The sequence below is a fragment of the Candidatus Poriferisodalis sp. genome (genome assembly GCF_965208925.1).
Lineage (GTDB): Bacteria > Actinomycetota > Acidimicrobiia > Acidimicrobiales > Poriferisodalaceae > Poriferisodalis.
Genome location: NZ_OZ242364.1, coordinates 2,574,276 through 2,599,367, shown reverse-complemented (window position 1 = coordinate 2,599,367; position 25,092 = coordinate 2,574,276). Strand labels below are relative to the sequence as shown.

The 25,092-nt window shown below is 66.1% G+C and carries 22 protein-coding genes; 10 read left to right on the top strand and 12 right to left on the bottom strand.

The features are described 5' to 3' along the window. The first annotated feature begins 8 nt into the window (after nucleotides 1–8). The 3 genes from ACOGI5_RS11405 to ACOGI5_RS11395 all read left to right on the top strand — a co-directional run bounded on the left by ACOGI5_RS11405 (nucleotide 9) and on the right by ACOGI5_RS11395 (nucleotide 4,180). A complete protein-coding gene (locus tag ACOGI5_RS11405) occupies nucleotides 9–2,663 on the top strand; it encodes a class I SAM-dependent DNA methyltransferase (RefSeq protein WP_419864537.1) in 2,655 nt (884 codons plus the stop codon). Next, nucleotides 2,653–2,802, top strand: a complete 150-nt coding sequence (locus ACOGI5_RS11400) for a type IIL restriction-modification enzyme MmeI (RefSeq protein WP_419864536.1) — start codon at nucleotides 2,653–2,655, stop codon at nucleotides 2,800–2,802. The genes ACOGI5_RS11405 and ACOGI5_RS11400 overlap by 11 nt, the downstream gene beginning before the upstream one ends. Before the next feature lie 628 nt (nucleotides 2,803–3,430). Further along, entirely contained in the window at nucleotides 3,431–4,180 is a 750-nt protein-coding gene (locus ACOGI5_RS11395) for a hypothetical protein (protein ID WP_419864535.1), read from the top strand. Nucleotides 4,181–4,285: 105 nt separating this feature from the next. Here ACOGI5_RS11395 and ACOGI5_RS11390 read toward each other — a convergent pair whose 3' ends face one another. From ACOGI5_RS11390 to ACOGI5_RS11375, 4 genes are all read right to left on the bottom strand, one after another. Further along, nucleotides 4,286–5,449, bottom strand: coding sequence for a PP_RS20740 family protein (locus ACOGI5_RS11390; RefSeq protein WP_419864534.1), 1,164 nt, complete (start codon nucleotides 5,447–5,449; stop codon nucleotides 4,286–4,288). Then, nucleotides 5,449–7,404, bottom strand: coding sequence for an ATP-binding protein (locus ACOGI5_RS11385; RefSeq protein WP_419864533.1), 1,956 nt, complete (start codon nucleotides 7,402–7,404; stop codon nucleotides 5,449–5,451). Before ACOGI5_RS11385 ends, ACOGI5_RS11390 begins: the two co-directional genes overlap by 1 nt. Further along, nucleotides 7,401–8,711 (bottom strand): DNA (cytosine-5-)-methyltransferase, encoded by a 1,311-nt coding sequence (gene dcm, locus ACOGI5_RS11380; protein ID WP_419864532.1) that lies wholly within the window; start codon nucleotides 8,709–8,711, stop codon nucleotides 7,401–7,403. Before dcm ends, ACOGI5_RS11385 begins: the two co-directional genes overlap by 4 nt. A 356-nt stretch (nucleotides 8,712–9,067) precedes the next feature. Then, complete coding sequence (locus ACOGI5_RS11375; RefSeq protein ID WP_419864531.1) at nucleotides 9,068–9,883, bottom strand: SirB1 family protein; 816 nt, start codon at nucleotides 9,881–9,883, stop codon at nucleotides 9,068–9,070. Nucleotides 9,884–9,965: 82 nt separating this feature from the next. Between ACOGI5_RS11375 and ACOGI5_RS11370 the strand changes: the two genes are divergently transcribed. From ACOGI5_RS11370 to ACOGI5_RS11360, 3 genes are read left to right on the top strand one after another with little or no spacing between them, the layout of a single operon-like run. After that, nucleotides 9,966–10,805 carry a glycerophosphodiester phosphodiesterase gene (locus ACOGI5_RS11370; protein WP_419864530.1) on the top strand — a complete coding sequence of 280 codons (840 nt, stop codon included), beginning with the start codon at nucleotides 9,966–9,968 and terminating at the stop codon, nucleotides 10,803–10,805. Further along, on the top strand, nucleotides 10,802–12,214 hold the full coding sequence (locus ACOGI5_RS11365) for an FAD-binding oxidoreductase (RefSeq protein WP_419864529.1): 1,413 nt from the start codon (nucleotides 10,802–10,804) through the stop codon (nucleotides 12,212–12,214). Before ACOGI5_RS11370 ends, ACOGI5_RS11365 begins: the two co-directional genes overlap by 4 nt. A 33-nt stretch (nucleotides 12,215–12,247) precedes the next feature. Continuing rightward, nucleotides 12,248–13,846, top strand: coding sequence for a gamma-glutamyltransferase (locus ACOGI5_RS11360; RefSeq protein WP_419864528.1), 1,599 nt, complete (start codon nucleotides 12,248–12,250; stop codon nucleotides 13,844–13,846). 17 nt (nucleotides 13,847–13,863) lie between these two features. Here the strand turns inward: ACOGI5_RS11360 and ACOGI5_RS11355 are convergent, their stop codons facing one another. Beyond that, the gene (locus ACOGI5_RS11355) at nucleotides 13,864–14,385 is read right to left on the bottom strand and encodes a GGDEF domain-containing protein (RefSeq protein ID WP_419864527.1); all 522 of its coding nucleotides are present in this window, start codon (nucleotides 14,383–14,385) and stop codon (nucleotides 13,864–13,866) included. A gap of 88 nt (nucleotides 14,386–14,473) precedes the next feature. Here ACOGI5_RS11355 and ACOGI5_RS11350 point away from each other — a divergent pair, with 88 nt between their 5' ends. Then, on the top strand, nucleotides 14,474–15,322 hold the full coding sequence (locus ACOGI5_RS11350; RefSeq protein WP_419864526.1) for a fumarylacetoacetate hydrolase family protein: 849 nt from the start codon (nucleotides 14,474–14,476) through the stop codon (nucleotides 15,320–15,322). Between the two features lie 9 nt (nucleotides 15,323–15,331). Beyond that, nucleotides 15,332–16,282: a DNA-3-methyladenine glycosylase family protein gene (locus tag ACOGI5_RS11345; protein WP_419864525.1), complete on the top strand. Its 951-nt coding sequence runs from the start codon at nucleotides 15,332–15,334 to the stop codon at nucleotides 16,280–16,282. A gap of 13 nt (nucleotides 16,283–16,295) precedes the next feature. Here ACOGI5_RS11345 and ACOGI5_RS11340 read toward each other — a convergent pair whose 3' ends face one another. After that, entirely contained in the window at nucleotides 16,296–18,086 is a 1,791-nt protein-coding gene (locus ACOGI5_RS11340; protein ID WP_419864524.1) for an acyclic terpene utilization AtuA family protein, read from the bottom strand. A gap of 65 nt (nucleotides 18,087–18,151) precedes the next feature. On the opposite strand from ACOGI5_RS11340, the gene ACOGI5_RS11335 reads away from it, so the two are divergent. Then, nucleotides 18,152–18,841, top strand: coding sequence for an alpha/beta fold hydrolase (locus tag ACOGI5_RS11335; RefSeq protein ID WP_419864523.1), 690 nt, complete (start codon nucleotides 18,152–18,154; stop codon nucleotides 18,839–18,841). Here ACOGI5_RS11335 and ACOGI5_RS11330 read toward each other — a convergent pair. Continuing rightward, nucleotides 18,804–19,079 (bottom strand): DUF4031 domain-containing protein, encoded by a 276-nt coding sequence (locus tag ACOGI5_RS11330; RefSeq protein WP_419864522.1) that lies wholly within the window; start codon nucleotides 19,077–19,079, stop codon nucleotides 18,804–18,806. The genes ACOGI5_RS11335 and ACOGI5_RS11330 overlap by 38 nt on opposite strands. A 98-nt stretch (nucleotides 19,080–19,177) precedes the next feature. Here ACOGI5_RS11330 and ACOGI5_RS11325 point away from each other — a divergent pair, with 98 nt between their 5' ends. Next, nucleotides 19,178–19,900: a M23 family metallopeptidase gene (locus tag ACOGI5_RS11325; protein ID WP_419864521.1), complete on the top strand. Its 723-nt coding sequence runs from the start codon at nucleotides 19,178–19,180 to the stop codon at nucleotides 19,898–19,900. Between the two features lie 25 nt (nucleotides 19,901–19,925). Here the strand turns inward: ACOGI5_RS11325 and ACOGI5_RS11320 are convergent, their stop codons facing one another. The 5 genes from ACOGI5_RS11320 to ACOGI5_RS11300 all read right to left on the bottom strand — a co-directional run bounded on the left by ACOGI5_RS11320 (nucleotide 19,926) and on the right by ACOGI5_RS11300 (nucleotide 25,067). After that, nucleotides 19,926–21,170: an AI-2E family transporter gene (locus ACOGI5_RS11320; protein WP_419864520.1), complete on the bottom strand. Its 1,245-nt coding sequence runs from the start codon at nucleotides 21,168–21,170 to the stop codon at nucleotides 19,926–19,928. Continuing rightward, nucleotides 21,160–21,951, bottom strand: coding sequence for an inositol monophosphatase family protein (locus ACOGI5_RS11315; RefSeq protein WP_419864519.1), 792 nt, complete (start codon nucleotides 21,949–21,951; stop codon nucleotides 21,160–21,162). The genes ACOGI5_RS11320 and ACOGI5_RS11315 overlap by 11 nt, the downstream gene beginning before the upstream one ends. 41 nt (nucleotides 21,952–21,992) lie before the next feature. After that, nucleotides 21,993–23,633, bottom strand: a complete 1,641-nt coding sequence (locus tag ACOGI5_RS11310) for a cation:proton antiporter (RefSeq protein ID WP_419864518.1) — start codon at nucleotides 23,631–23,633, stop codon at nucleotides 21,993–21,995. 24 nt (nucleotides 23,634–23,657) lie between these two features. Next, a complete protein-coding gene (locus ACOGI5_RS11305) occupies nucleotides 23,658–24,488 on the bottom strand; it encodes an enoyl-CoA hydratase (RefSeq protein WP_419864517.1) in 831 nt (276 codons plus the stop codon). A 102-nt stretch (nucleotides 24,489–24,590) separates the two neighbouring features. Continuing rightward, on the bottom strand, nucleotides 24,591–25,067 hold the full coding sequence (locus ACOGI5_RS11300) for a peptidylprolyl isomerase (protein ID WP_419864516.1): 477 nt from the start codon (nucleotides 25,065–25,067) through the stop codon (nucleotides 24,591–24,593). Between the last annotated feature and the right edge of the window lie 25 nt (nucleotides 25,068–25,092).

Sequence of the window (25,092 nt, the reverse complement as noted above, 5' to 3'; positions counted from 1 at the left end):
TTGCCGTGATGCTCTCGTGGAACGAGATCAGAGTGCGCGCTGCCCAGTTCGCTTCGGAGTGGTCTGACGCCTCGTACGAGAAGGGCGAGACGCAGACCTTCTACAACGAGTTCTTCGAGGTGTTCGGCAAGCGACGGCGCGACGTGGCGCGCTACGAAGAGCATGTCAAGAAGCTGGACAACTCACATGGCTTCATTGATCTGTTCTGGCCCAGCGTGCTGCTGGTGGAGCAGAAGAGCGCCGGCCGCAGCTTGTTGGCGGCAGCTCAGCAGGCGGGCGACTACTTCGATGCAGTCTCGGAGCGGGAACGGCCGCGCTATCAGCTGCTGTGCGACTTCAAGACGTTCGAGCTGCTCGACCGCGATACGCGCGATGAGATCCGGTTCTCGCTCTCCGAATTGCCGGACCACGTCGAGGACTTTGCGTTCATCGTTGGGCAGCGGCGCCGGGCGCTGCGTGAGGAGGACCCGGTCAACATCGAAGCGTCAGAACTCATGGGGCGGCTGCACGATGCGCTCGACGAGTCGGGCTACCAGGGCGAGGACCTCGAGCAATTCCTAGTGCGCATGGTGTTTTGCATGTTCGCCGACGACTCGGGCATCTTTCCCCGCCAGGACATGTTTCTGCATCTCGTGGAGGAACGAACCTCGGTGGACGGCACCGACCTGGGCTCACGGCTGACGCGGCTGTTCGGAGTCCTGAACACGCCGGCTGAGCGGCGGCAGCACAAGCTGGACGAGGACCTGGCCAAGTTCCCCTATGTGAACGGCGAACTCTTCGCCGCGCGGCTGGAGATCCCTGACTTCGACAGCGAAATGCGGACAGCCCTGCTGGACGCGTGCCGATTCAACTGGTCCAAGACATCGCCGGCGATCTTCGGCGCGCTGTTCCAGTCGGTGATGGAGCCGATTGAGCGCCGTTCCCAAGGCGCGCACTACACCACCGAGCAGAACATCTTGAGGGTGATCGAACCGCTGTTTCTTGACGACCTGCGATCCGAGTTCGACGACCTCGCCTCCAAGCAAAGCGGCGATGTCGTAGCTGAGCTCTACCGCTTCAGGGACCGGCTAGGAGAGCTGCAGTTCTTCGACCCTGCGTGCGGTTGCGGCAACTTCCTAATCATCGCCTACCGCGAGCTGCGCCTGCTTGAGATCGACATTCTCGACGAGATCGCAGCCCGCACCCGGGTGTCGGCCCAGCAGGTAATGCCATTCGAAGTGAAGTCGGTGATCGACGTCGACCAGTTCTACGGCATCGAGATCAGCGAGTTCCCGGCGCGCATCGCCGCCACCTCGTTGTGGATGATGGATCACCTCATGAACCGGGAGCTCGCTGACACCTTCGGCGAGCCCTATGTGCGTATCCCGCTTGAGAAATCGCCGCACATCGAAGTCGGCGACGCACTGGAACTTGACTGGGCGACGTTCCTGCCGCCCGCGGAGTGCTCCTATGTGTTCGGCAACCCGCCCTTCATCGGCGCCAAGTACCAGAGCACCGAGCAGCGAGCGCAGGTGCACCGCATCGCGCAGCTCGGCGGCAGCGGCGGAACGCTCGACTACGTCACTGCATGGTTCATACGCGCCGCCGAATACGTCCGCCGAACGGACACCGCAGCCGGTCTCGGCCACCGACCTCCGCGGATCGGGTTCGTCGCAACCAACTCCATCACCCAAGGCGAACAGGTCGCGCAACTTTGGTCAGTCATCTTCGAACGGCACCAGATGGAGATCTCATACGCCCACCGGACATTCGCGTGGGGCTCCGACGCCCGAGGCAAGGCACACGTCCACGTGATCATTCTCGGCCTCGACCCAGCCGAGCACGCGCCACCGGACAGGCCGCTCTACACCTACCCCAACATCAACGGGGAACCCCTCGTCGGCACCTGCAAAGTCATCACGCCCTACTTGGTCGACGGCACGAGGCTCAACAATCCGCACCAAGTCGTCAGCGAAGTGGGACGTTCCATCAACGGCATGAGGAGACTGCTGACTGGCTCCCAGCCCATTGATGGCGGTGAGTACATCTTCGATGGTGACCAACTGGCGGAATTCCTGGCACAAGAACCCGACGCCACGCCATTCATGCGTCCTTTCGTCGGAGCCCGCGAGTACCTCCGAGGCAGCGAGCGCTGGATACTCGCCCTGCAGGAAGCATCCCCAGCCGTGCTGTCAAGCTTGCCGCTGGTTCAGCAGCGAATGAAAGCGGTGCGCGAGACTCGGCAAGCGAGCCAGCGAGCATCAACCCGTCAGCTGGCACAAACCCCGCGGGCGTGGCAAGTCGAAGTACTCCCGGAGCAACCGTTCCTGGTGATTCCCGAAGTGAGTTCGGAACGACGCGAGTACGTGCCATTCGGCTGGCTCGAACCGCCAGCCATACCCAGCAACAAGCTGAGAATCCTGCCCGACGCATCTCTCGCCGAATTCGCGCTCTTGAGCTCCGCGATGCACATGGCTTGGATGCGGACGGTCGCAGGACGCCTCGAGAGCCGCTACCAATACTCGGTCGGCATCGTCTACAACACGTTCCCCGTGCCCCAAGGCTTCAGCGACGGCAGTGCATCAGCCAAGCTCGACGCTCCCGCCCAAGCAGTGCTCGACGCGCGCGGAGCATCGCGACGCCGCGCTCGCCAACCTCTACGACCCCGACCTCATGCCCACTGATCTGCGCAAAGCGCACCGCAACCTCGACCGAGCCGTCGACCGCCTCTACCGCACCCGGCCCACGTTCAAGTCGGAATCCGAACGCGTCCAACACCTCTTCGGCCTCTACGAACAAATGACAGGCACCCTCCGCGCTTGATCCTGGGGGCCGATGCTGCGCTGCTCACCGTTTCGGTGCGCTTGGCAGCGGCCCGCTGTGCAGCCAGCATCCACTTCCGCTGCCTGCACCGACTTAGGTGTGCCGTTCAGCCTCTGCGAGATCTGTGAGCCTTGTTCAAGCCGGCGCCGATTCGACCTGCTGCTTCGTCAGACAAGCACATGTCGAAGCGGCCGAGAGCTCAGTTGCCGTGGTCTCCTGCGTTCAGGGCTTGCCGAGGTTCGATTCTCGAGGCCTCTCACCTCGACCTGATGACGACCAAGGTCCCAGAGCCTGGCGCACTCGTTGGCAACAATGGGCGAATGCGCGCACCACGAAGCGGCAGCAATAGGGCCGTAGAGACTACGGTCACGATCGGAGCGAGGTGAACACTCGGGTCCGTTGGCCGCTGGTGGGCGCCCTCGCTGCCGTCGCCTCCGGGTTTCTGCTTGTTGGAGTCGCAGGCGGCGGGTGGACGCTTGCGTCCTGGTCGAGCGCATCGCTGGCAATTGCGACGGGGATCGTGGTCTTGCTCATTGGCGCGTTCGTGGAACCACGTCTCGTCCGTCGGGTCGAGGCTGCCGTAAGCGACGCTGTCCAAGCAGGGACAGCACCGTTGACAAGGCGCGTCATGGACTTGGAGTCACTGGCAGCCAGCCAGAACGAGCAACGCCGAGCTGTCGATGACGAGATAGCGGCTGCGGTCGCGGCGCTACGTTCTGCTGTCTCTCGCGATGCCATCGCCGATGCGTTGAGGCTCGGCGAGGAGCTACGGCTGTTCAACCCGCACATGTTCCGACTGCGCACCTCCGGGAACGAAGCTTCGCCGGACCTGTACGCCTTCCTGATGGAGTACGGCCAGGTATCGGAACTCTGGTTGAATTTTGGTCCCGTGCTGTTTGGCTCGCTTGACCCGACACAGTGGGACCCCCGCTACGGACCGGATGAGGAGAACCCAGTCGGCACCATCTGGCGACCTGAGGAGTCCGCCGCCGAGATCGTCAGGGTTCTTGAACGCCAGCTACTTGCCAATGACGTCGTGGGGCGCGACCTGTTTGACTTCGCCAGGGCGGTCGACATGCTGGCGCTCAGTCTCCAGGTCGCGTTTGCCGCGCGCTCTGGAAACGGTGGACCGGTCAAACTTAGCGCGCCGCTCATCTGCTTGGTCAACGCCCAATGGGCCCTCACGGATGAGGGTCTTGAATCGCTATTGGCCGACTGCCGCCACCCGATAAGCGATGAACTCCCGGCCGGCGTGCCGTGCCCCCCTCAGCATTCAGCTGATCTCTGGGCAGACGCCATCGGATACTTCGGCGCTCGCCAACGAGACATCGCAACCATGTTCGAGGGCATGGCTGCGTACGAGCTTGCCAACTCTTAGCTGGCGAGTCCCTTCCGTAGGGACCGTCGGTTAGAACGGTGGCGGGCGTTTGAGCCGCTTGGGACCGTGATCGGACAAACCGGAACTAGGCCCATCGGAGCCAAGTCAGAGACCACTGTCGAGCGACTCGAGCCACGGCCGGTAACGCTCGACGTCGTACCTTGCCGCTGTCAAGAGCCCCTCCATTTCGACGACTAGACCCTCATGTACGTCCGAGTCGGCTTTAAGTATCGAGTCGATGTCCTTGCGACGTGCCGCGCGCCTGACGATTCTCTTCGCGGTCTTGCACTCGTCGAATGGCTGCGGAGGTGTCGGAGACAGCGCGTTCGCGGGGCGGGAAAAGATCGGTTCACATCGCAGCGCGATCGAAACGAGATCCTCGCACGGCGCGCTCTTGACTACCCGATAGCCGAGGGTGCTAGCTAGCACCACCTGGCTGCTTCTCGATGCCTGAACGAGTTCCGCAAGCCACTTGCCCAAGGCGACGATCATGAGCTTGAGGTAGTCGAGGTCACTGCAGGTCGAGGGTTCAATCGCCGTTGCATTGAGGCCCAAGTGTTGCTGGCACTCTTCGATAAATCCGTCGCAAGTGCCGACGTTGTCGCGAAAGCGCTGAAGAATCGCCGCTTCGGCATTGGGGTCAAACATGCGCGGACCGATTCGAGTGGTGATGAGCAGCAGCCACGGTGTCAAGCTGTGGCTCTGCAGAGCAGTCACCTGACCCAGCGCGTCATAGATCGACTGACGGATTGTTGGCGAATCGGATGCCAATCCGTCGCACAGGTCCAAGTTGACAACATCGAAGGGCCCGATCGCCCTTGCACGTTTCCATGCAATCGAGGACTCGTCGCTGATGCGCCGGAAGTCGTCGTGGATGACATCAGACTGCCGCTGCTGGACGTTCGGCAGCCGACCTACCTCGTAGAGCGAGATGTTGAGCTCGTCTCGAGCTGGGCTGTTTGGTTGTGCTTCTGAATTGAATCCGAGGAAGATCAGCGGCCGGTCAGCCGGCCTGCATACCTCATCGTGCAAATATCTCAGGTCGATGAGGTCCGTGCCTGGCAAACCCAAGTAGCGAAGCGGGTCCGTAGGTGGCCGATCGGCATAGAGGCCTCTGACCTGCTTGGCCCACTGTTCACGTCGGACGAATTGCTTGCGGGGTCGGTGCCATGGTCTGAATTCTCTTCGCTTCAGTTCAGCGATCCCGTACTCGAGACCGCCGAAGATCCCCGCGACAAGTTCATCGTTGTTGTCCGAGACATCGCTCACTATGCGGATGCCTCGAGAATCTTGCGAATGCCCGCCAGGAGCCGTTCCTGCTGTTGCTCCGACAGATTGTCGAGCACATCGAATGCTGCGAGCAACTGTACGAGCGCCTCCATCTGCTTCTCGGTCGTCGTCTCCGCAGCCGTGGGCCGAGCGGCCTTGTCGCCAAGAACCGGCGCCCGTCGGAATCGGTAGGTGCCGGACTCTTCGAACATCGGTTCCTCGGGAGCATCATCAAAAACGACATGAGGAGGCTCCGCACCTGGGTCGTCCGACTCCTCTCGCCAGGCCCTTCGAGCGACGTCCGACACTGCAGCCTGCGTCTCTGCTGCGGCAGTTGCACGACGTCCGGCCCGTATCTCGCCGGCAACTCGCTTCTGCTCCGTCGCGACGCGGCGAAGCGCGGCGTGCAGCCACTGAGTGAGGTACACAACATGCGGGTGCGCGAAGTTGAACGACTCTCGGTCGATATTCAGTGCTGCTTCGAGGCCGCGCGTGACGAAGATCTCGCAGGTGATCTGCTTGAGCCGGGTTTGCTCAGACACCTGGTAGCGCATGAACGTCGGGTCGAATGGCGTTCCGCTGGAACCGTGAACGCGAGCGAGGACGCCTTGGTGCTCAGTGGGAGCAACCTTGGGTGTCCAAATCAGGTACGCCTCGAACTCAAGTGGACCGGCGGACAACTCATGTGGGATGCCTTTGAATTGCTCACTGCAGCGACCCACGAACAAGATTGGTTTGCGGACGGCGTGCGCCGTATTCGGCAGGTCCGTGAACTTGAGGGGGCGTCTGAGACGCAAGTCATCAAAGTAGACGGCGAAGTCACTGCCGACGTTGGCGCTATGGCCGATCGACCGCGTGCCAAGAATCGTTTCCCCCTCGTCCAGCTCAAAGCTCTCAGCCGCGGCCTTGGTGGCCATCGGGATTTCGTAGAGGTACATCCCATCGCCGAAAGCCAGTTCGAAGGGGCTCCCGAACACGTAGGGCGCTGGTATGGACAGGCTGAGCTGCCAGACCATGCGCAGGTAGTAGTCGAAGATGTCGCTGAGTCGCGGGTTCTTCGCTTTCCCCTCGACTTGTTCCCAGACGGCGTTGACCAACTTCTCAAAGGCGACATCAGGAATGTCGCCTGGAGACCAAGGAAGCTTGTCGAAGGGGTCTGCATCGCCCTCAAGGCTTGATGGGTCGTCATGCTTGACTCGTCCGATGTGGAACGTCGGCGGTTCGACCGCTCGCGATTCTTCCGGGTCCAGCGACGGGTCCGCGTCGACGACCGCCCACACCTCATTACTACGCAGCGTGTCACGGGTTTGAGGCCGGATGTCGGTCAGGGTGACTGTCGTGCCGTGGGCCTCCGGGTCCGAGGCTGGCTCGCGCCAGATCTTCACTAGACCTGCTTGGTACTTGCCTTCGTCGTCGGTCTCTGCTGGGCTGTGGTCCGAGTACTGGCGAAGCACCACGGATGCGATCGTGAGAGAGTCATCACCTTGAGTCTTCGTGACGAGGTGAAACCGGTTGGTGAGCTGGCTCACCGAGAACAGGCCGATTCCGATTTTGCCGATCAGCTTTCGGCCATTCGGGCTGCGCATCGGATCATCCCGATCCGTGATACCTAGGTCGCTGCCACCCGGTGATCGCTTCGCACTCCCCCCGATGTGATGAAGCAGATAGGCGAGCGCATCAGGCGTCATGCCGTTGCCGTTGTCTTCGATCGTCAGCGTTTCGAATCTCGGACGATCGGTCTTGATGATTACTTGGGTCGCGTCAGCGTCGTACGCATTTGACACCAGTTCTCGAATGGCTGACCCCGGCTGTCGATAGATCCCGTCGGTGACTCGGGCCAGTACACGCTCATCGGTTCGCAAACGGGCGCTGACCGGCTCGTCTCGCGTGCTGGCCCTGATATCGGCGGTCAGTTCGGCGTCCGTGGCCGCCTGAGTTTCTGGTGCGGAACTCACACCGCCTCCAACGACTTCAGCAGTTGCCGAGCGACAGCCTCAGAGAGCGCAGGAGGCACGGCGTTCGCTACCTGAAGCGGCTGCGCCGAGCGCGGACCGCAAAAGAAGTAGTCATCAGGAAAGCCTTGGATGCGGGCCGCCTCACGAACTGTGATCGTACGATCCTGGTCGGGATGCACGGGCAGCGCGCGGTGGCCCGCGACCAATGTGCGCGCCACGTCGCTCTCAAGCCGACGGTAGGAGATTGGGCCGCCGCCAGCCGGTATCGCGTTGATTTTCGCAACCACTCTCGGCGAATGCGCCATCGCTTGAGAGTTCAGCACGACACGTCCATCTGGGAGTCGCAGTCGTTCTGCCCCCGCGCCAGGCGCGAGACGAGGCAGACCTTCCAAACGCTGTGCCAAGGAAGGCGTCCGCAGCAGCGTCGAGTCGACGGCGGCGCCCCCATACGGAGCGTGCGTCGGCACCGGGGCTTCGGGTAACTCAATCCCGCCCTTGACGCCTACGAAGAAGAGTCGCCGACGGTTCTGCGGCACGCCATAGTCGGACGCTCGGAGGGCAACCGGCTGCTTCCATGGCCGATAGCCACATCGTCGCAGTGAATTTGTGATCTTGTCTGTGTAGGTGACGCCGTTGACGCGACGCAAGCCAGGAACATTCTCGATGACGACTGACTGAGCCCCAAGTCGACGAGCGAGACGTCCTACATGTCGGAAGAGCAGATTGCGCCGATCGTCGGAGTCACGTGAGCCAGCCGCCGAGTAACCCTGGCACGGCGGCCCGGCGATGACCGCCGACGGGGCAGTCAAGGCCGGCAGCCACGCCTGCAACTCGTCTGCAGTGACGTTCTCGACAGAAGCCTCGAGCACGGGCACACCGGGATGGTTGAGCCGATATGTCTGTGCGGCATCTCGATCGATCTCCACAGCCGCCACGATGCTGAATCCCGCCGACCTGAATCCCAGCCCGAGCGCGCCAGCACCACCGAAGAGATCAACCACCGTGGCCGTCGCTTGTTCAGACCTGATACGACTGCGACCGGTTTCACAGAAGGAGACGAGAGGACAACTTGCGCAGCGCGGTTCGGGATCGGTGCACACCACGCGGCTGTGGGCCATCAGATGCCGCGCCAAGTCGGAACGGTCCTTCTTCGGAGCCGAATCCACAAACGCGCGAACCTCACCGATTGTGTTGTGATGGCCGATCATGCCGAGACGGCCAAGCATTCGGTTCACGTGCATGTCGGTGTCGAGGTTGCACTTGCGGGACGTCTGACCGGATCCTGACCTGTCGGCTTCGAATGACACCGAGGATGTGCCTTCCACGCCGTGAACTGCACCACCGGCGACGGCGATGCCTCGAGAAGCGGCTCGACGGCCAACGCCGCGAGCGTCCTCGCAATCCGCATACGTCGCCGCAAGGAGTTCGGCCATACGTAGGGCAACAGCGCTCGTGGACATCTCGCCCAGTTCGATCAGCCCAGCACGCGTCCTCATCGGCGAGGTATCCCAGCACATGAGATCTCGATCTGATGGAACATCACGATCTCCATAACACCACTGTCGTCACCATATTGGTGCTCTCCGCCGGTGCAGTTCTCGTCGGTCGATGGCCGTTCATGTTCGCAGGGGGGTGTAACCGAGTGAATTTCCGACGGGCCTGGTCAGTTCAGCTGGGCCCACAAGCGCGTCGCTGCGTGCCGCAGGTGCTCGCCGTCGCGGCTGCCGAACCGGTCTGCGGCGTCTTCCAGCGCTCGCGCGCCCTCGTCGGGCCGTCCCAGCGTCGCGAGCGCTTGGCTGAGGCGCAGGAACTCGTCGGGCGGGCAGCCCGGCAGCTTGGTCAGCAACTCCAGCACGGCCAGCAGCGATGGCGCATCGGGTTGGCGCAGGTGCAAGGTGCGCAGGTTGTTCAGCATGCGCAGCAGGATCGCTTCAGGCGGTGTCGGCTGCAGGAAGGAGTCGTCGAATGCCTGGCGTGACTCGAAGCGGGCGAAGATCGCAGCGGCACCGGCCCGGTCGATGAGGCGACCTTCGAAGGCGTCGATGAACATGCCGGCATCCGGCGTGCCCACCAGGAAGTGCCCGGGCATGCCGACCCCGTGCAGCTCCAGTCCCGCGCGGCGTGCCACCTCGATGGTCACGACCGCGAGCGTGATCGGGATGCCCAGCCGTCGCGAGACCACCAGGTCCAGGTAGCTGTTGGCAGGATCGGCGAATCTTCCGCGGTTCGGGCCGAAGCCCTCGTCGCCGAAGAGCAGACCGACGACCGCTTCGGGGACGGGTTCGCGCACAGCGGCACCGAGACGGTCCAGCTCGGCCAGCGCCGCAGCCTCGTCGACCGCATCCGTCCGGCAATGGGCGGCGATAGCCAAGGCCGCCCGGTCGAGCGGAACCGGCTCGCTGGCCGCCCACTTGCCGAAAGCGTCCGCTGGCGACAGGTGATCACTTGAGGGTTCCTGCGCCCCTTCACCGTCTGACATCGACGTGACGGTACCGGTGACAACGCCGAGCTCGGTGCGGCGCACTCGATGCAGCCGGAAGCCGAGCGGCGATACTGGCGCTGTGGGGGCAGCACACGGAGGTCATCCGCTCTTGAGCTTGCCGGGACCTGTGCCGATCGCCCATCGGGGTGGCAGCGCTGTGTGGCCGCAGAACACGATGGCCGCCTTCGAGGGTGCCATCGGGCTCGGCTATCGCTTCCTGGAAACGGACGTGCAGGCCACATCCGACGGTGTGCTCGCCGTCTTTCACGACGACGCGCTCGCACCGGTCTCCGATCGCGAGGGACGGATCTCGGAGATGACCTGGAGCGAGGTGTCGGTGGCTCGCGTCCGCGGCGAGCCGATTCCCCGGCTCGAAGAACTGCTCGATGCATTCGACGATGTGCGGATCAGCATCGACCCCAAGACCGATGCCACTGTCGAACCGCTCATCGAAGCGCTGAAGCGGCCCGGCGTGCTCGACCGGACGTGCGTCGGCTCATTCTCCGACGCACGCCTGGAGCGAATCGACGAAGCCTTCGGCGAAGCGGTCTGCCTCAGTTTCAGCCCACGCGAGATAGCCCGGCTGAGACTGCTGAGCGCTGCGGGACTTCGGCCCCTGCCCAGCCGGCAACCACGGTCCGGCACGAAGCGCCCGCAGCGACGCGATCGCCCGTTCCGGGGACGCATCGCTTCGATCCCGCTCCGGCAAGGTCTGATCCCGCTCGCAACCCGCCGCTTCGTCCAGCACGCTCAACGTGCGGGGGTGGCGGTGTATGTCTGGACCGTCGACGATCCCGTCGAGATGGGCCGTCTCCTCGACATCGGTGTGGACGGCATCATGACCGACGAGCCGGAAGTGCTACTGGAGGTCATGGTCGAACGCGGCCTCTGGCCTGCAGGCGGCGAGGCCAGCACATGAGCGCCGCCGCGATCGCTCCCGATGTCATGGACGAGCTCGCGGGCATCGTCGGGACAGCGCACGTGCTGCACGACCCGGAGATGACCGCCGGCTACAGCATCGATTGGACCCGCCGCTTCGCCGGCGCAACGCCGCTGGTGATCCGACCCGGCGACACCGCGGAAACCGCCGCCGTGATGGCCGTGCTGGCGGCTGCCCGCGTGGCCGTCGTGCCCCAGGGAGGCAACACGGGCCTCGTGGGCGGCAGCGTGCCCCTCGCCGGTGAAGCCGTGCTGTCGATGCGGCGGCTCAACAAACGCGAACCGGTGGACGAGCTCGCGTCGCAGGTGACGCTGGGCGCTGGCGTGACGCTGGCCGATGCCCAAGCTCATGTCGCCTCGTCAGGCCTCAGCGTGGGCGTGGACCTTGCGGCGCGCGACTCGGCCACAATCGGCGGGATGGTCGCCACCAACGCGGGCGGCATCAACGTGCTGCGCTATGGCGCCATGCGGGCCCAGGTCGTCGGCATCGAAGCGGTGCTCGCCAACGGCACGGTGGTGAGCCACCTCGCAGGCCTCGAGAAGGACAACACCGGCTACGACCTCGGGAGCCTGCTGGCGGGCAGCGAGGGCACGCTCGGCGTCATCACCCAGGTGCGCCTGCGATTGCATCCCACCCAGCCTGAGCGCGCGACCGCCCTGCTGGCGTTCGAGACGGCAGCCGATGCCGTCAGCGCAGCCGCCGCACTGCGCCGCAGCGTCGCCTCGCTGCACGCGCTGGAAGCTGTCTTCGAGGGAGCCATGACGCTCGTCTCGCGCCACCTTGGCGTCGCCCCGCCGGTCGGCAGCCTCGGCGGCGATTCGCATCGCAGCCGCGACGGCGGCGGAGCGTGGCTGATCGCCGAAGCTGCGGCACGCACCGATCCCAGCGACGAGCTCGGCACTGCAGTCGAAGAACTGACGGATCTCGTGGTCGATGCGGCGGTGGCGCTCGATCCCGCGTCACGGCAGCGGCTGTGGGCATTCCGCGAGAACGTCACCGAGGCGATCTCGGCAGCTGGCATCCCCCACAAGCTGGACGTGACGCTGCCCGCGGCTCGTCTTGCCGAGTTCGTCGACGGCGTGCCCGACGTGATCCGCACCGCGGATTTCGATGCCCAGCCACTGCTGTTCGGCCACCTCGGCGATGGCAACGTGCACGTCAACGTGCTGGGTCCAGACGGCACCGAACCGTCCGAAGACGTGGATGACGCCGTGCTGCGCTACGTCGCAGAACTCGGCGGCAGCATCTCGGCCGAGCACGGCATCGGCACCGCCAAGCTCTCCCAGCTGCACCTCAACCGCAGCGAGGCCGAGCTGGCCGCCTTCGGCGCAATCAAGCGGGCGCTTGACCCTGCCGGCCTGCTCAACCCCAACGTCTTGCTGCCCTGAGCGACAGTCGGTTCAGCCTCTAGCGTTCGAGGTGTGAGCCGATCCCGACCGCAGGTCCCGTTTGCCACCCGCTACGCCCGCAGCGGCATGGTGTGCAGCGTCGACCATCTCGCGAGCGAGGCCGGCGTGTCGCTGCTGCGTGCCGGCGGCTCGGCGGCAGACGCAGCGGTGGCGGCCTCATCCGTGCTCGCCGTGACCACCCAGCACATGTGCGGCATGGGCGGCGACCTGTGGGCGCTGGTCCATCACGCAGACGGGACGGCCCCAGCAGCGCTCAATGCGAGCGGCCGGGCCGGCAGCGGCGCCGACCCCGACGCGCTGCGCGCCGAGGGCCGCACACGGATGCGCTTCCGAAACGACATCCGCAGCGTGCCGGTGCCGGGATGCGTCGACGGGTGGCTGAGCCTGCACGAGCGGTTCGGGCGAGCCCCGCTGGCGGAGGTGTTCGCACCCGCCATCGACCTCGCAGCAGGCGGCTTCCCGCTCTCGCCCCACGGCGCTGCCGCCGCAGCACTGCTCGACGGCGTCGCCAACACCGACGACTATTCACCCCAGAGCAAGCCGGGAGACCTCATCATCCGGCCCGGCGTCGCTGCCGCCCTGCAGGAGGTCATCGACGGCGGCCGGGATGCCTACTACGAAGGCGATTTCGGCCGTGACCTCATCGAGCTGGGCAGCGGTGAGTTCACCCCCGCCGACCTGGCTCGATCCCAGGCCGACTGGGTGACGCCGCTGCAGGCCGATGCCTGGGGGCACAGCTTGTGGACCGTGCCGCCGAACTCGCAGGGCTACCTGACGCTCGCCGGCGCATGGATCGCCGCCGGGCTGGACCTGCCCGCAGACCCCGACGATCCGCTTTTCGCCCACCTCCTGGCTGAGGCAGCCAAGCAGGCAGGATGGGATCGGCCCGCGGTGCTGTCGGCCGACGCCGACGGCGCAGCGCTGATCGCGCCCGAGCGGCTCGCACCACGCCGCGGCGCCATCTCACCCGATACGGCGGCGGTGCTCGGCGCCGGAACCAGCACCGGCGACACGATGTACCTCGCGGCGGTGGATTCCGAACGCATGGGCGTCTCGCTGATCCAGTCCAACGCGGGCGGCTGGGGCATCGGCCTGTGGACCCCGACGCACCGGATCAGCCTGCACAACCGGGGAATCGGCTTCAATCTGGTCGAGGGCCATGCTGCGGAGTACCGGCCCGGTCGACGCCCCCCTCACACGCTCGCCCCGGCCATCGTCCAGCGCGCCGACGGATCGCTGTGCTCGGTGGTGGGGACGATGGGCGGCGACGCCCAGCCTCAAGTGCTGCTGCAGGTGCTGGCCCGGTTGCTGTGTGCAGGCGAGGAGCCAGCGACGGCCATCGGATCGGGTCGCTGGCGCTGGGGCGCTGCGGAGGGAACCGGCTTCGACACGTGGGCCGATCCCGGCAGCCTGCAGCTGTATATCGAGGGTCATGCTGCGTGGGCAGGCCCCGACGGCGTCGCCGATCTCACCCGGCGGGGCCACCGCGTCGGAACCGACAGCCCGCATGACAACTCGTACGGGCATGCGCATCTCATCGAGGTGCACGACAGCGTGCTCGCCGGGTCTTCGGATCCCCGGGCCCTCACCGGCGGCGTCGCCGGCTATTGACTACAGACGGCTCAGCGCTAGTGCGGCAGCGGCTCGGCCACCTCCAACCGGGAGGGGCCGAGTGACCGGGCGACGAAGAGAGCCGCGTACGCACGGTCGCGCAGATCGGCCGCTTCCAAGGCGTGAGTGGGATAGCTGGCCACTCCCATCGAGAGCGTGACGCCCGTGTGATACGAGCGGGCGGCCACCTCACGGCGCACACGATCAGCGGCCCACACAGCACCACCGTGAGGCGTGTCGTCGAGCACGGCGGCCAGGATTCCGTCGGCGCAATGGCAGACGGTGTCCGATTCGCGCAGCGTGCCGCGCACCAGCCGCGCCGAGAGCCGCTGAGCCACCCGAGCCTGCGTACTGCTCAATGCCTCGAAACCATCGACCTCGAAGAACACCACGGAAAGCGGCTGGAGTGCCCGCCGAGCCAATGCCAGCTTGCGGTCGAGCAGGACCGCAAAGACGCGCACATCGGGAAGTCCCGTCACGGGATCCAGCACAGAGTCGAATACGCCGGGGGTGGAGCCCCCGGCGCCATGGCGAGCCATGGAGCGCCAGAGTGCCACTGTCGAGCGATTCGCACAATGCCGAACCGCAAAACGGCGCTGTCTCCGGGGCGGGGGCTAGCGTCGGCGCATGCGCATCGCACGACATCTTGTGGACGGTCAGCCCGCGCTGGCCGTGGTGACCGACGAAGGAATTGCAACGCTGGAATGCGACCACACCGACCTGCCGTCGCTGCTCGAAGCATGCGACGGCGCCGTGCGGGCCGCCGTCGAAGCCATGCCGACGGGCCCGGTCACGCCGATCGAGGAGGCTGATCTGCTGTCCCCGGTTGGCCGTCCGCCCGCAATCCTCGCCGTCGGGCTGAACTACCGCGCCCATGCGGCCGAGGGCGGGCGCGAGCCTCCGAAGGTGCCGATCATCTTCAATAAGCATCACAACTGCATCGTCGGGCCGGGTGACCCCATTCACCTGCCCGCAGCTGCACCCGACATGGTGGACTACGAGGGCGAGCTGGCGGTCGTGATCGGGCGCCCCGCCCGTGCAGTGCCTGCGGTTGAGGCTGCCAGCTACATCGCCGGCTACACGGTCATGAACGATGTCAGCGTGCGCGATTGGCAGCGCCGCAGTCCCACCATGACGATGGGCAAGTCATGGGACACTCACGGCCCGTGTGGCCCGTGGATGGTGACCGGCGACTCGCTCGACCCCCATTCGTGCCGCTTGGTCACCAAAGTGAGCGGTGAGGTGCGCCAGGACGCCAACACCGATGACCTCATCTTCGACTGCTTCGCGATCGTGGAGCACCTGTCCACAGCGTTCACACTCGATCCCGGCACAATCATCGCCACAGGGACGCCGGCAGGCGTGGGAGCGTTCACCGATCCGCCCAGCCTGTTACGCGACGGCGACGAGGTGGCAATCACCATCGAGGGCATCGGCACCCTGACAAATCCCGTGATCGCGGAGCCCATCGCCTAAACAAGACAGATGATGCGCCTCGGCACCAATGCTGCTGTCGCGCCGGGCATAGCTCCGCCCGACGTGCGCCAGCACTTCGAGTTCGACTACTCGCTGGACCCTGGCAGGTCGCTCGGGCGCGTCGGTGGCAAGGGCACTGTTGGCCCGGTGCTCTACGACGGCCCCAACATCTGGCGCACCCAGGACACACCTGCGGGCGAGGCCACGCTGCGCATCACGCGCTCGGGGCACATCGCAAGTGTGGCCGCATGGGGACCTGGCGCCGAGGTCGCTGCGGCCGGCGTGCCGGCGCTGCTCGGCGCCCATGACGATCCCTCGGCACTCGTGCCCCAAGATGCCGTCGTGGCCGGCTGGGTGCGCCGCTGGCCTGCACGCCGGCTGACCGCAACCGGCACGATCTGGGAGCACGTGGTTCCCACCGTGTGCGGCCAGAAGGTGCCGGGGCTGAATGCCAAGAACTCGTGGCAGGGAATCCTGCGACGCTGGGGCAGGCAGCCGCCCGGCCCCGCCCCGAGCGCGCTGCGGCTGCCGCCGACCGCGGAGCTGATGGCCTCGCTCGCGTACCACGAGTTCCACCGCTTCGACATCGAGCGTCGCCGTGCCGAGGCGATCATCGCAGTCGCCCGCCGCGCCGACACGCTCGAGCGCCTGGCCCAGTGCCCGCCGCAGCCAGCTCGTGAACGCCTGCAGAGCGTCAGGGGAATCGGCCCGTGGACTGCGTCGATCGTTGTGCTGCTCTGCCACGGCGATCCCGACTCGGTGATCGTCGGCGACTACCAGATCCCAAGTTACGTCACTTGGCACTTCGCCGGCGAGCGACGCGGCGACGATGACCGGATGCTCGAACTCCTCGAGCCGTACCAGGGCCAGCGCGCCCGGGTCCAAGCGCTGGCCAAGTCAGCCGGACCGCCGCCGCGCCACGGCCCCCGCATGCCCCTGCAAGACCTGCAGAACCGCTGACGAAACGCGTCCGCTACCGCAGCAGCACCTCGGGAACTTCGACGATCTTGGCGCGCAGGTACTCGCCCAGCGCCTTGGCCTGCGGATCCTGCCGCGTCGACGCCGCCACACCCTCTTCCAGCAGCCCATGGAAGATGAAGTTGAGGCTCCAGATGTTGGGAAGGTCGTAGCGATCCACCCGGTGCTCGGCAGCCTCGGGCATCAAGGTGGCGAGCCGCTCGACAGTCAGAAAGTCGGACAGCCACCAGAAGGCCTCAGCCGAGCGGGCAAAGATGCCCAAGTTCGCGTTCGGCCCTTTGTCTCCGGACCGGGTGCCGTACAGCGTGCCGAGCGGTACCGCCTGCGTCGGCCCTGCGGGCGGATCCACCCGTTCGGCCCGTGCGGTCTCGACCGCGCCGGACGAAGCCCCCGCAGACGGAACATCCGGAGGCGTGCTGTCGACCACGGTTCGACGACCGTCCACCACCACCTGCATGGGCACCAGCGATGCGTCCACGAGCGCCGGCCAGTACACACCGAAAGGCTGGCCCGGCCCCGGGCCTCCCCCCGTGCCGAACATCCCGGGAATGGAGCACAAGCCGATCTCTGTGCCCGCATTCGAGAATGCCCGACCCACCTTGCGCTCGTCGGGGTCCTTCACGATGATCTTGTAGACGGCGACTGCTTCCTCGTTGGTGCCAGGGTCGGCCTTGTGGGTGGGCAGAAACTTGCGCACCACGGTTTCGTAGTCGTCGGGGCCGTAGGGGCATGCATGCCAGAACTGGCGCTCGATGAGCTCGGCCTTTGCCTCGATGTCCAATCCCGTCAGCCCGATCGAGATCTGGTTGCGGAAGCCGCCCTGATAGTTCATGGCCACCTTCAGCGTGGGAGGCGCCGGCTCGCCCCGTGTTCCGCTGATGCGCACCCGATCTCGCCCGACCTGGTCCAGCTCGATGGTGTCGAAGCGGCTGACCACATCGGGGTTCAGGTAGCGCTCGCTCTGGATCTCATACAGCAGCTGGGAGGTGATCGTGCCCACCGAAACCTCCCCGCCGGTGCTGGCGTGCTTGCCGATCACGCTGGAGCCATCGGCTGCGACCTCCGCCCACGGGAAGCCCGGGTAGGTCATGTCGGCAATCTCGGTGAAGAAGCTGTAGTTGCCGCCGGTGGCCTGCCCGCCGCACTCGATCACGTGCCCGGCGACGATGGCGCCAGCAAGCGCATCCCAGTCGTCACGGGTCCAGCCGTGATGCCACGCAGCGGGGCCGGCCACCACGGCTGCGTCGGTGGCTCGCCCGGTGATGACGATGTCTGCACCCTGGTTCAGCGCCTCGACGATCCCCCAGCAGCCGATGTAGGCGTTGGCGGTCACGATCCGATCGGCCAGCTCGCCCAGGGGCTGGCCGGTGTCGAGATGGGCGAAGTCGTTGCCGGCTGCGATCAGCTCACCGAGCCGGTCGGTGAGATCGTCACCGTCTACGTAGGCGATCGACGGGCGCAGCCCCAGCCGGTCCGCCACCTCAGCTACGGCGTCGGCGCACCCGGACGGATTGAGGCCGCCGGCGTTGGATACCACCTTGATGCCCCGGTCCAGGCAGGTGCCCATGACCTCCTCCATCTGCGTGACGAAGGTGCGGGCATAGCCAGCGCCAGGCCGCTTGGCGGCGATGCGCGACAGGATCAGCATGGTCAGCTCGGCCAGCCAGTCGCCTGTGAGGGCATCGATCGGGCCCCCAGACACCATCTCCTGAGCGGCAGAGAGCCGGTCTCCGAAGAAGCCGCTGCAGTTGGCGATCCGGATGGGCGGTGCGGTCGTCGTGCTCATATTCGGTGCCTGTCCCCTATTGGCTCCGATGCAGGGTAGGTCACCGCTCTGCGAGACTTCCGGCCATGGCGAATCCTGTGCTCCTGCTTCACGGCTTCACCGGCTCGGTAGCGAGCACTTGGCAGCCGACCGGCATCATCGATCTGCTGTCCGACGGCGGCCGTGAGGTCATCGCGTGGGATCTGCCGGGCCACGGCTCGGCTGAAAAGCACCGCGACCCGGCTGGCTACGCAGACATGGAGGCCAAGCTGGTGGAGCGGCTGGCAGCCGAGGTCGGCGAGCAGATGGTCGACGGCGTCGGCTTCTCCATGGGGTCACGCACGTTGCTGGCCATGGCGGCGATGGCACCCGGTCGCTTCGGCCGACTCGTGGTCTCGGGCGTCGGACGGAATCTGTTCGAACGCGACGACGAGCAGGCCGAACGCATCGCACGCGGCGTTGCCGGGGAGGCCGAAGCTGACGACGTACATGCCCAAACCTTCGCCCGGTATGCCGCCGAACCGGACCAGGACGGCCAGGCGCTGGCCGCGTTCATGCGCCGCAAGCACGCACCGCTCGGAAGCGACGAGTTCGCACGCATCACCCATCCCGTTCGGGTGGTGCTGGGCACCGAAGACTTCGCCGGCCCTGCCGACCCGCTGCTCGACGCCCTGGCAGATGCATCGTTCACCGGGCTGCGTGGCTGCGACCACTTCGCCACGCCCAAGAACTTCGGCTTCATTGACGCGGTGATGGAACACCTCGAGGTCTTCTGAGCCCTGCCGCCCGCAGCCGAGCCACCAGTTCACGGCTGTTCACTGCAACAGCGCCCGCTCGCAGGGCCAGCTGCCGCTCGGTCTCATCGACGTCGTAATGGTCGCCCTGAAAGGCGGCCCGTCGCTTGCCGATAAGCGCCGCGAACCGGTGCAGCTCGTCGTAGCTCTCGTCGGAGACAAGATGAGCCCAGCGGCGACCGCGCCAGGGCCAGCGGGCGTCGTCAACGAGAATTGTCACGTCTGCCGAGCGCCCTTCTCGGCTGATGGCTGAAGTGCATTACTGAAGTGAATTAGAGTTGTTCCTTTTCCGGGGCGCCTGCAGGGGGGAGGCGCGACGTGAATGCGTTCTGGCATGACATGCGCCGGTGGGCCAGACGGCCTTGGCGCGCTCTGGCCGCCGTCATGCTCGCCTGCACCATCGCGTTCGCCGGTACTCCCAGCGTTCAGGCCACCGATCTCTCGATCGAAGTGCCAAGTCCCAACCTCCACCTCAACGCCTGCTTCCCCGAACCCCCGCTGCCCGCGCTTCCTCACCTGGGTCCTGCGATCGAGAACGCCCTCATCTACGACGACTGGCTCGCCACCGTCATCACGACGGTGCAGGGCTGCGAACCGCTGCGCGTCCCGCTCTTCGGCGAACTGCGCATGCCGCTCGCCGATCCGGTCATGACCTCGGCGTTCGGAAACCGCTACCACCCGCTGCGCAGACGCTGGTTGCCGCACACGGGTGTCGACTTGGTCGACCGGGAGCGGCGCTGGCGAGTGCCGGTCCTGGCGTCCGGCAAGGGAACGGTGATTGCGACCGGGGACTTCGCTGCATACGGACGCACGATCGTCATCGACCACGGAGCACGGGTCGCGACGATGTACACCCACCTGAGCAGCATCAGCGTGCGGGACGGCGACACCGTGGACGCCGGTGAGCGCATCGGCCGACTCGGTTCGACGGGCGCGGTCACCGGGCCCCACCTGCAGTTCGAATTGCGGCTCGGAGGTGCTGCGGTCGATCCGCTCGATTACGTCGCACCGTGGTCTCAACCCCCCGGAGGCCATTGGTAACCGGTGCCGGAGGGGTGCGAGCACCTCAGCCCGCCGACGACGGGTCGGTTTCGGGTGCCCCGTCAGGGTCACGAGATCGGGAGCTGGAGGCATCGACAGACTCCGGCTCATCGGTGGCGTCTGGCTCCGCCGTCTCGTCCGGATCTGTCTCGTGCGTCTGGAACTGAGCTGACTCGAATAGGTCCGATTCGATGAGCTCGTGCCGCTTGATGTAGGTCGACACGAACGCCTGAACCGTCGCGGCCGCCGGCACCGCCAGCAATGCGCCTGCCGAGCCCAGCACAGCCGCCCCCACCAACACTGCCCCGAAGGCCACGGCGGGATGGATGTTCATGGTGTGGGCGGTGACTCGCGGCGCCAGCAGGTAGTTCTCGATCTGCTGGTACGCGAGCACCACCACGGCGACCCAGAGAGCTGAGATCGGTTCGTCGAGCAAAGCGATAAGCAATGGCAACAGTCCCGCCAGGTACGTGCCGACAACCGGCACGAATTGCGAGAGCACACCCACCCACATCGCCAGTGGAATCGGGAACGGCACACCGATGATGGCAAAGGCAGCCCAGTGCGCCCCGAATGCCGCAATGGCCAGCAGCGTGCGGGAGTAGATGTAGCCGCCGGTCTTGTCGATCGCCAGTTCCCAGCCGCGCATCACGGCGGCCTGACGGGCGGGTGCCAGCGCCGAGCAGACCAAGCGTCGCAACCGCGGTCCGTCCGCAACCAAATAGAACGTGAACAGTGCAACAGTGAGCATCTGTATTGCCACGTTCACCACGGTCGAGCCGACCGACACCAAGTTGCCGGCGACATCGCCTAGCAGCGATGCTGCGCTCCCGCCTTCGATGAACTGGGCTCTCAGGTCGTCGGTGCTGATCTGAATGCCGAATTGTTCGTCCGCCCACTGCTCGATGTCGGCCAGATAGCCCGGAGCCGCGTCGATCAGCTTCGTGATCTGGTCGGCCAGCACTGAGGCCATCGCCGCGACAAACCCGGCGGCGGCCGCGGTGAAGGCCAAGAAGACGACTGCAGTGCCGAGCCCCCGCTTCCAGCCCCGGCGCGCCAGCCAATTCACTGCCGGCTCCATCGCAAACGACAGGAAGAGCGACACGAGCAGCACCACCAGCAGATCGCGCAGCTTGTCGAGCAGCCACGCTGCGGTCGCGAGGCCGACCACCGCGGCCATGAGCAAGCCGATGGCGCGCGGCACCCATCGCGGCATCCGATCGCGCTCGGGCAGTTCGAGATCGGCGCGGCGTCGTGCTTCACTCACCATGTGCGGCTCCCTGCGGACGCCGCGCCGCCGCCTGGCTGTCGCTCGGCCCCTGCATCGCGTCGAGCACCGCTGCGTGCACCAGCCCATTGGTGGCGACGCCGTTGCGGTTGCGGTACTCGGGCTGACCCGCGACATCGGTGAAGGTCCCGCCTGATTCGGCCATGATCACCGGCATCGGCGCCAGATCCCAGGTCTCGCACACCGGGTCGATCATCGCCTCAGCCTGTCCGGTCGCCACCAGGAAGTAGCCGTATGCGTCGCCCCATGTGCGCATCATCGCGCCACGAGAGCACAATGCCTCGAATTGGGATGGCTCGAAGGTGTTGTAGTCGGAGGTGTTGACGAGTGCTCCGTTGAGCTCGGGGTGATCGCTCACCGAGCAGCGGTGGTCGCCGAACCAGCAGCCGGCGCCTCTCCCGGCGGCGAGCGTCTGCCCGAGCACCGGCAGATCGATGACTCCCACCAGCGGGCCGTCAGGATCCACCAGTGCCACGAGCGTCGCGTAGAGGGGGACGCCGCGCACGAAGCCCCGCGTCCCATCGATGGGATCGACGATCCAGGTTCGGCCGTCGGGCCGGATCGAGCCGCCCTCTTCCTCGCCGAAGACCGCGTCGTCGGGAAACTGCTCGGCGATCCGGTCGCGAACGAGGCGCTCTGCCGCCCGATCGGCCTCGGTCACCTCGGTGCCGTCGCGCTTGTGGGCGACGCCGAGGTCGTGCCGGCCGAACCATCGCAGCGTGAGCGCACCGGCCTCGGCCGCGATGTCGCGCGCAGCCTCCACCAGTGACTCCCCCGCTGGGCCGCCACCTGCCTGCGGCGTACTCACTCGCCGCGGCCTGTGCCTTGCCACGGCAGCCGTCGCTGCCGCGGCGTCTCGTCGGCATCGTCAACGACGTCCTGGTTCAGCGGAAAGTTCAGCACGGGCACGGGGAGCTGCCGGGCAATCCGTTCCGAGGGCAGCAGCACCAGGCGTGACGCACCCGTCGGCGGGCGCTGGGAGAACAGCACCACTAGGTCCGCATGGTGCTGGCTGCGCGAGCGCACCACTGCGCCAGTGAAGCTCTCGTTGCGCAGCGAGCGGAACTCGAAGTCGACATCGCGGCTGCCGCAGAGCTCGCCGATCTTGACGGCATGCGGCTCATCACGCTCGCCTGGCATCAACACGACCAGCGACGACCGCCATCGCGCTGCTTGGTCGATCAGCCATTCGGGAAGATCCACCGGCACCGGCGCTGCTACCAGCACACGATGGGGCAGTTCGAATTCCTCAGGCGCGGCACCGTCCGGGTCTTCAGCCGACGACCAGCCGCGCAGATCGCGGGCCACGAGCAGCGGCCCCACCAGCTCGAACAGCACGACGGCGCCCAGCACCACCGTGGCGGCCTCTGCTCCCGGATCTCCGAGCCGCTCCGATGCGATGACCGCCAGGCCCACGGCAACGCCGGCCTGCGGCGTCAGGTTGACACCCAGTCGCAACGAAGTTCGCCAACCCAAACCGCCCACCAGACCGCCGCCGAGACCTCCGACGATCTTGGCTGCAACGCGCACCACGATGTAGGCGACACCCACCAGGCCCACCTTGGGCACGTCGGAGAGGTGGATCGAGGCGCCGGCCAGCGCGAAGAACAACAGGTACAGCGGCTGCTCGATGGTCTTGATCGTCCGGAACAGCCGCACCGAGAACGCCTGCGGCGACACCGTTGCCGCCGTGGCGCCCGCCACCAGCGCTGCCAGCGGCAGCGAGATGTCCAGCCAGCCGGCGATGGTCCACCCGATGACGATGTGCACCAGCACGAACAGCAGGAGCTCGCCGGAGGTCTCGATCTGGAACCCGAGACGCGAGATGAACCAGCCCCCGAGCAGTCCCAGCACCGCGCCGCCGATGCCGAGCTGCACGAAATCGAGCACGGCACCGCCGACATCGGCAGCCTCGTCGGAGAGCACCACGGCAATGGGCAGGACTGCCGCGAACGTGGTGGTGGCCAGCGCATCAGACACCGCGTGGGTGCCGACGATGCCGGTGGGATAGCTGCCGCGGGCGCGCACCGAGCTCACGATGTGCGCGATCGTCATCGGGGCGCCCGCTCCTGCAAGCGCTCCCAAGACCAGCGCCACCGGGCGGTCAGCCCCCAGCCTGCTGGTGACCCAGAAGACGGCCACGGCGCTCAATGCAAACTGCACCACACCCGTGGTCAGCGTCCAGCGGGCAGCGCGCAGTGCCCGTACCGAGACGCGCTCGCCGATCACGAACATGAGCACGGCCAGCGCCACCTCGGTGACCGGACGCAACGCGATCAGCGAAGGCTCGTCGATGAGGTTGATGACGGGCGGCCCCGAGGGGCCCAGCAGGGCACCGACGATGAGGAACGCGACCAGTTCGGGCAGGTGGTGGCGTGCCAACAGCCTGCTGGCGAGGTACGCCAGCCAAGCCAGGACGGCGAAGGCGACGAGCGTGTCGTTCATCGCCGGCTCATGCCGGAGGGCCGACTAGCCGTCGGAGACCACGGGCGCGAAGTTCGGATCGCGCTGTTCGACGAAGCTCTGCACGCCTTCCTTGAAGTCGGGTCGCTGCAGCGATTCGCGCATGATCGCGTTCGACTCCTCGAGCGCATCGCTGCGTGCCTCGTCGAGCTGGCCCCACACCTGCCGCTTGATCTGTGCCATCGACCACGGCGCGCTGAAACGGCCGAGATCGCGGGCATAGGTGACCGCTTCGGCAAGCAGCTCCTCGCGGGGGAAGACCTTGCTGACAACGCCCATGTCCTTCGCCTCTTCGGCCAAGAAGACCCGACCGGACATGAGGATGTCCAGCGCATGCGAGGGGCCGACGACCCGTGGCAGCATCCATGACACACCGTGTTCGGCGATGAGGCCTCGGCGAGCGAATGCACTGGTGAACTTGGCCCCTTCGGCGGCAAAGCGGACATCGCACATCATGGCGTGCACGAAGCCGAGCCCAGCACATGCTCCGCTGATCGCTGCCACGACCGGCTTGGGAATGCTCAGGGCGTAGTCGTGACGCTCGGCGCGCAGCCGCGGCGCATCTTCGTCTCCGCCCTCGCCCTGCCCGCTGGAAATGCCCTGCAGGTTGTCCATGTCGGCGCCGGCGCAGAATCCGCGACCTGCCCCGGTCACGACAACGGACCGAACATCGGGATCGGCCGCGGCACGGTCGAGAGCGTCGAAGTAGCCGGTGCCCAGCTCGCCAGTCCACGCATTCAGGCGTTCGGGACGGTTCAGCGTGACAATCGCCACACCGTCGTCAACCTCGTACAGCACCACCGCATTCGATTGGGGGTCGTTGGTTCGGCCGCTCATCCGGGTCCTCCCTGTTGATTCCGATGCGCCAAGCGCACCGGTGCTTGTGCCGACGCATCCAATCGCATCGGTGCAGACACCGCCGCGGTCACGCTACTCGCGCTAGTTGCGAGCCATCTCTTCCACAGTCACGGTGTCCATGGTGTCGCCGACCGCGATGGCGAGTGCGACATCCATCCCCTCGGTGACGTAGCCGAACAGGTTGTAGGCAGGCTGCAGCTTGGCGCGGCAGTCGTCGATGCAGATGAAGAACTGGCTGCCGTTGGTGTCTGGCCCGGCATTGGCCATGGCCACGGCACCGAGCGTGTACTCGCCCTTCACGGGTTCGTCAGCGAACCGGTACCCCGGGCCACCGCGGCCCGAGCCCTCCGGGCAGCCGCCTTGGATGACGAAGTCGGGAACGACTCGGTGGAAGGTCAGCCCCGTGTAGTAGCCGTCCTGCGCCAGGTTGACGAAGTTGTTCACCGTCACAGGGGCGAGCTGGGGGTCGAGATCCATGACGATGCGACCTTTGGACGTGTCGAGGGTGACGCGCCAGATCGCATCGGTGTTGATGTTCATTGCGGGTGCAGAAGCCATAAGGCGCCGACCCTATTGGGTGAGC

Coding starts and splice junctions, on each gene's coding strand:
- ACOGI5_RS11335 (WP_419864523.1), top strand. CDS start 18,152: ATGGCGAATCCTGTGCTCCTGCTTCACGGCTTCACCGGCTCGGTAGCG.
- ACOGI5_RS11400 (WP_419864536.1), top strand. CDS start 2,653: ATGCCCACTGATCTGCGCAAAGCGCACCGCAACCTCGACCGAGCCGTC.
- ACOGI5_RS11305 (WP_419864517.1), bottom strand. CDS start 24,488: ATGAGCGGCCGAACCAACGACCCCCAATCGAATGCGGTGGTGCTGTAC.
- ACOGI5_RS11310 (WP_419864518.1), bottom strand. CDS start 23,633: ATGAACGACACGCTCGTCGCCTTCGCCGTCCTGGCTTGGCTGGCGTAC.
- ACOGI5_RS11395 (WP_419864535.1), top strand. CDS start 3,431: ATGGACTTGGAGTCACTGGCAGCCAGCCAGAACGAGCAACGCCGAGCT.
- ACOGI5_RS11350 (WP_419864526.1), top strand. CDS start 14,474: ATGCGCATCGCACGACATCTTGTGGACGGTCAGCCCGCGCTGGCCGTG.
- ACOGI5_RS11365 (WP_419864529.1), top strand. CDS start 10,802: ATGAGCGCCGCCGCGATCGCTCCCGATGTCATGGACGAGCTCGCGGGC.
- ACOGI5_RS11375 (WP_419864531.1), bottom strand. CDS start 9,883: ATGTCAGACGGTGAAGGGGCGCAGGAACCCTCAAGTGATCACCTGTCG.
- ACOGI5_RS11340 (WP_419864524.1), bottom strand. CDS start 18,086: ATGAGCACGACGACCGCACCGCCCATCCGGATCGCCAACTGCAGCGGC.
- ACOGI5_RS11355 (WP_419864527.1), bottom strand. CDS start 14,385: ATGGCTCGCCATGGCGCCGGGGGCTCCACCCCCGGCGTATTCGACTCT.
- ACOGI5_RS11345 (WP_419864525.1), top strand. CDS start 15,332: ATGATGCGCCTCGGCACCAATGCTGCTGTCGCGCCGGGCATAGCTCCG.
- ACOGI5_RS11405 (WP_419864537.1), top strand. CDS start 9: ATGCTCTCGTGGAACGAGATCAGAGTGCGCGCTGCCCAGTTCGCTTCG.
- ACOGI5_RS11320 (WP_419864520.1), bottom strand. CDS start 21,170: ATGGTGAGTGAAGCACGACGCCGCGCCGATCTCGAACTGCCCGAGCGC.
- ACOGI5_RS11300 (WP_419864516.1), bottom strand. CDS start 25,067: ATGGCTTCTGCACCCGCAATGAACATCAACACCGATGCGATCTGGCGC.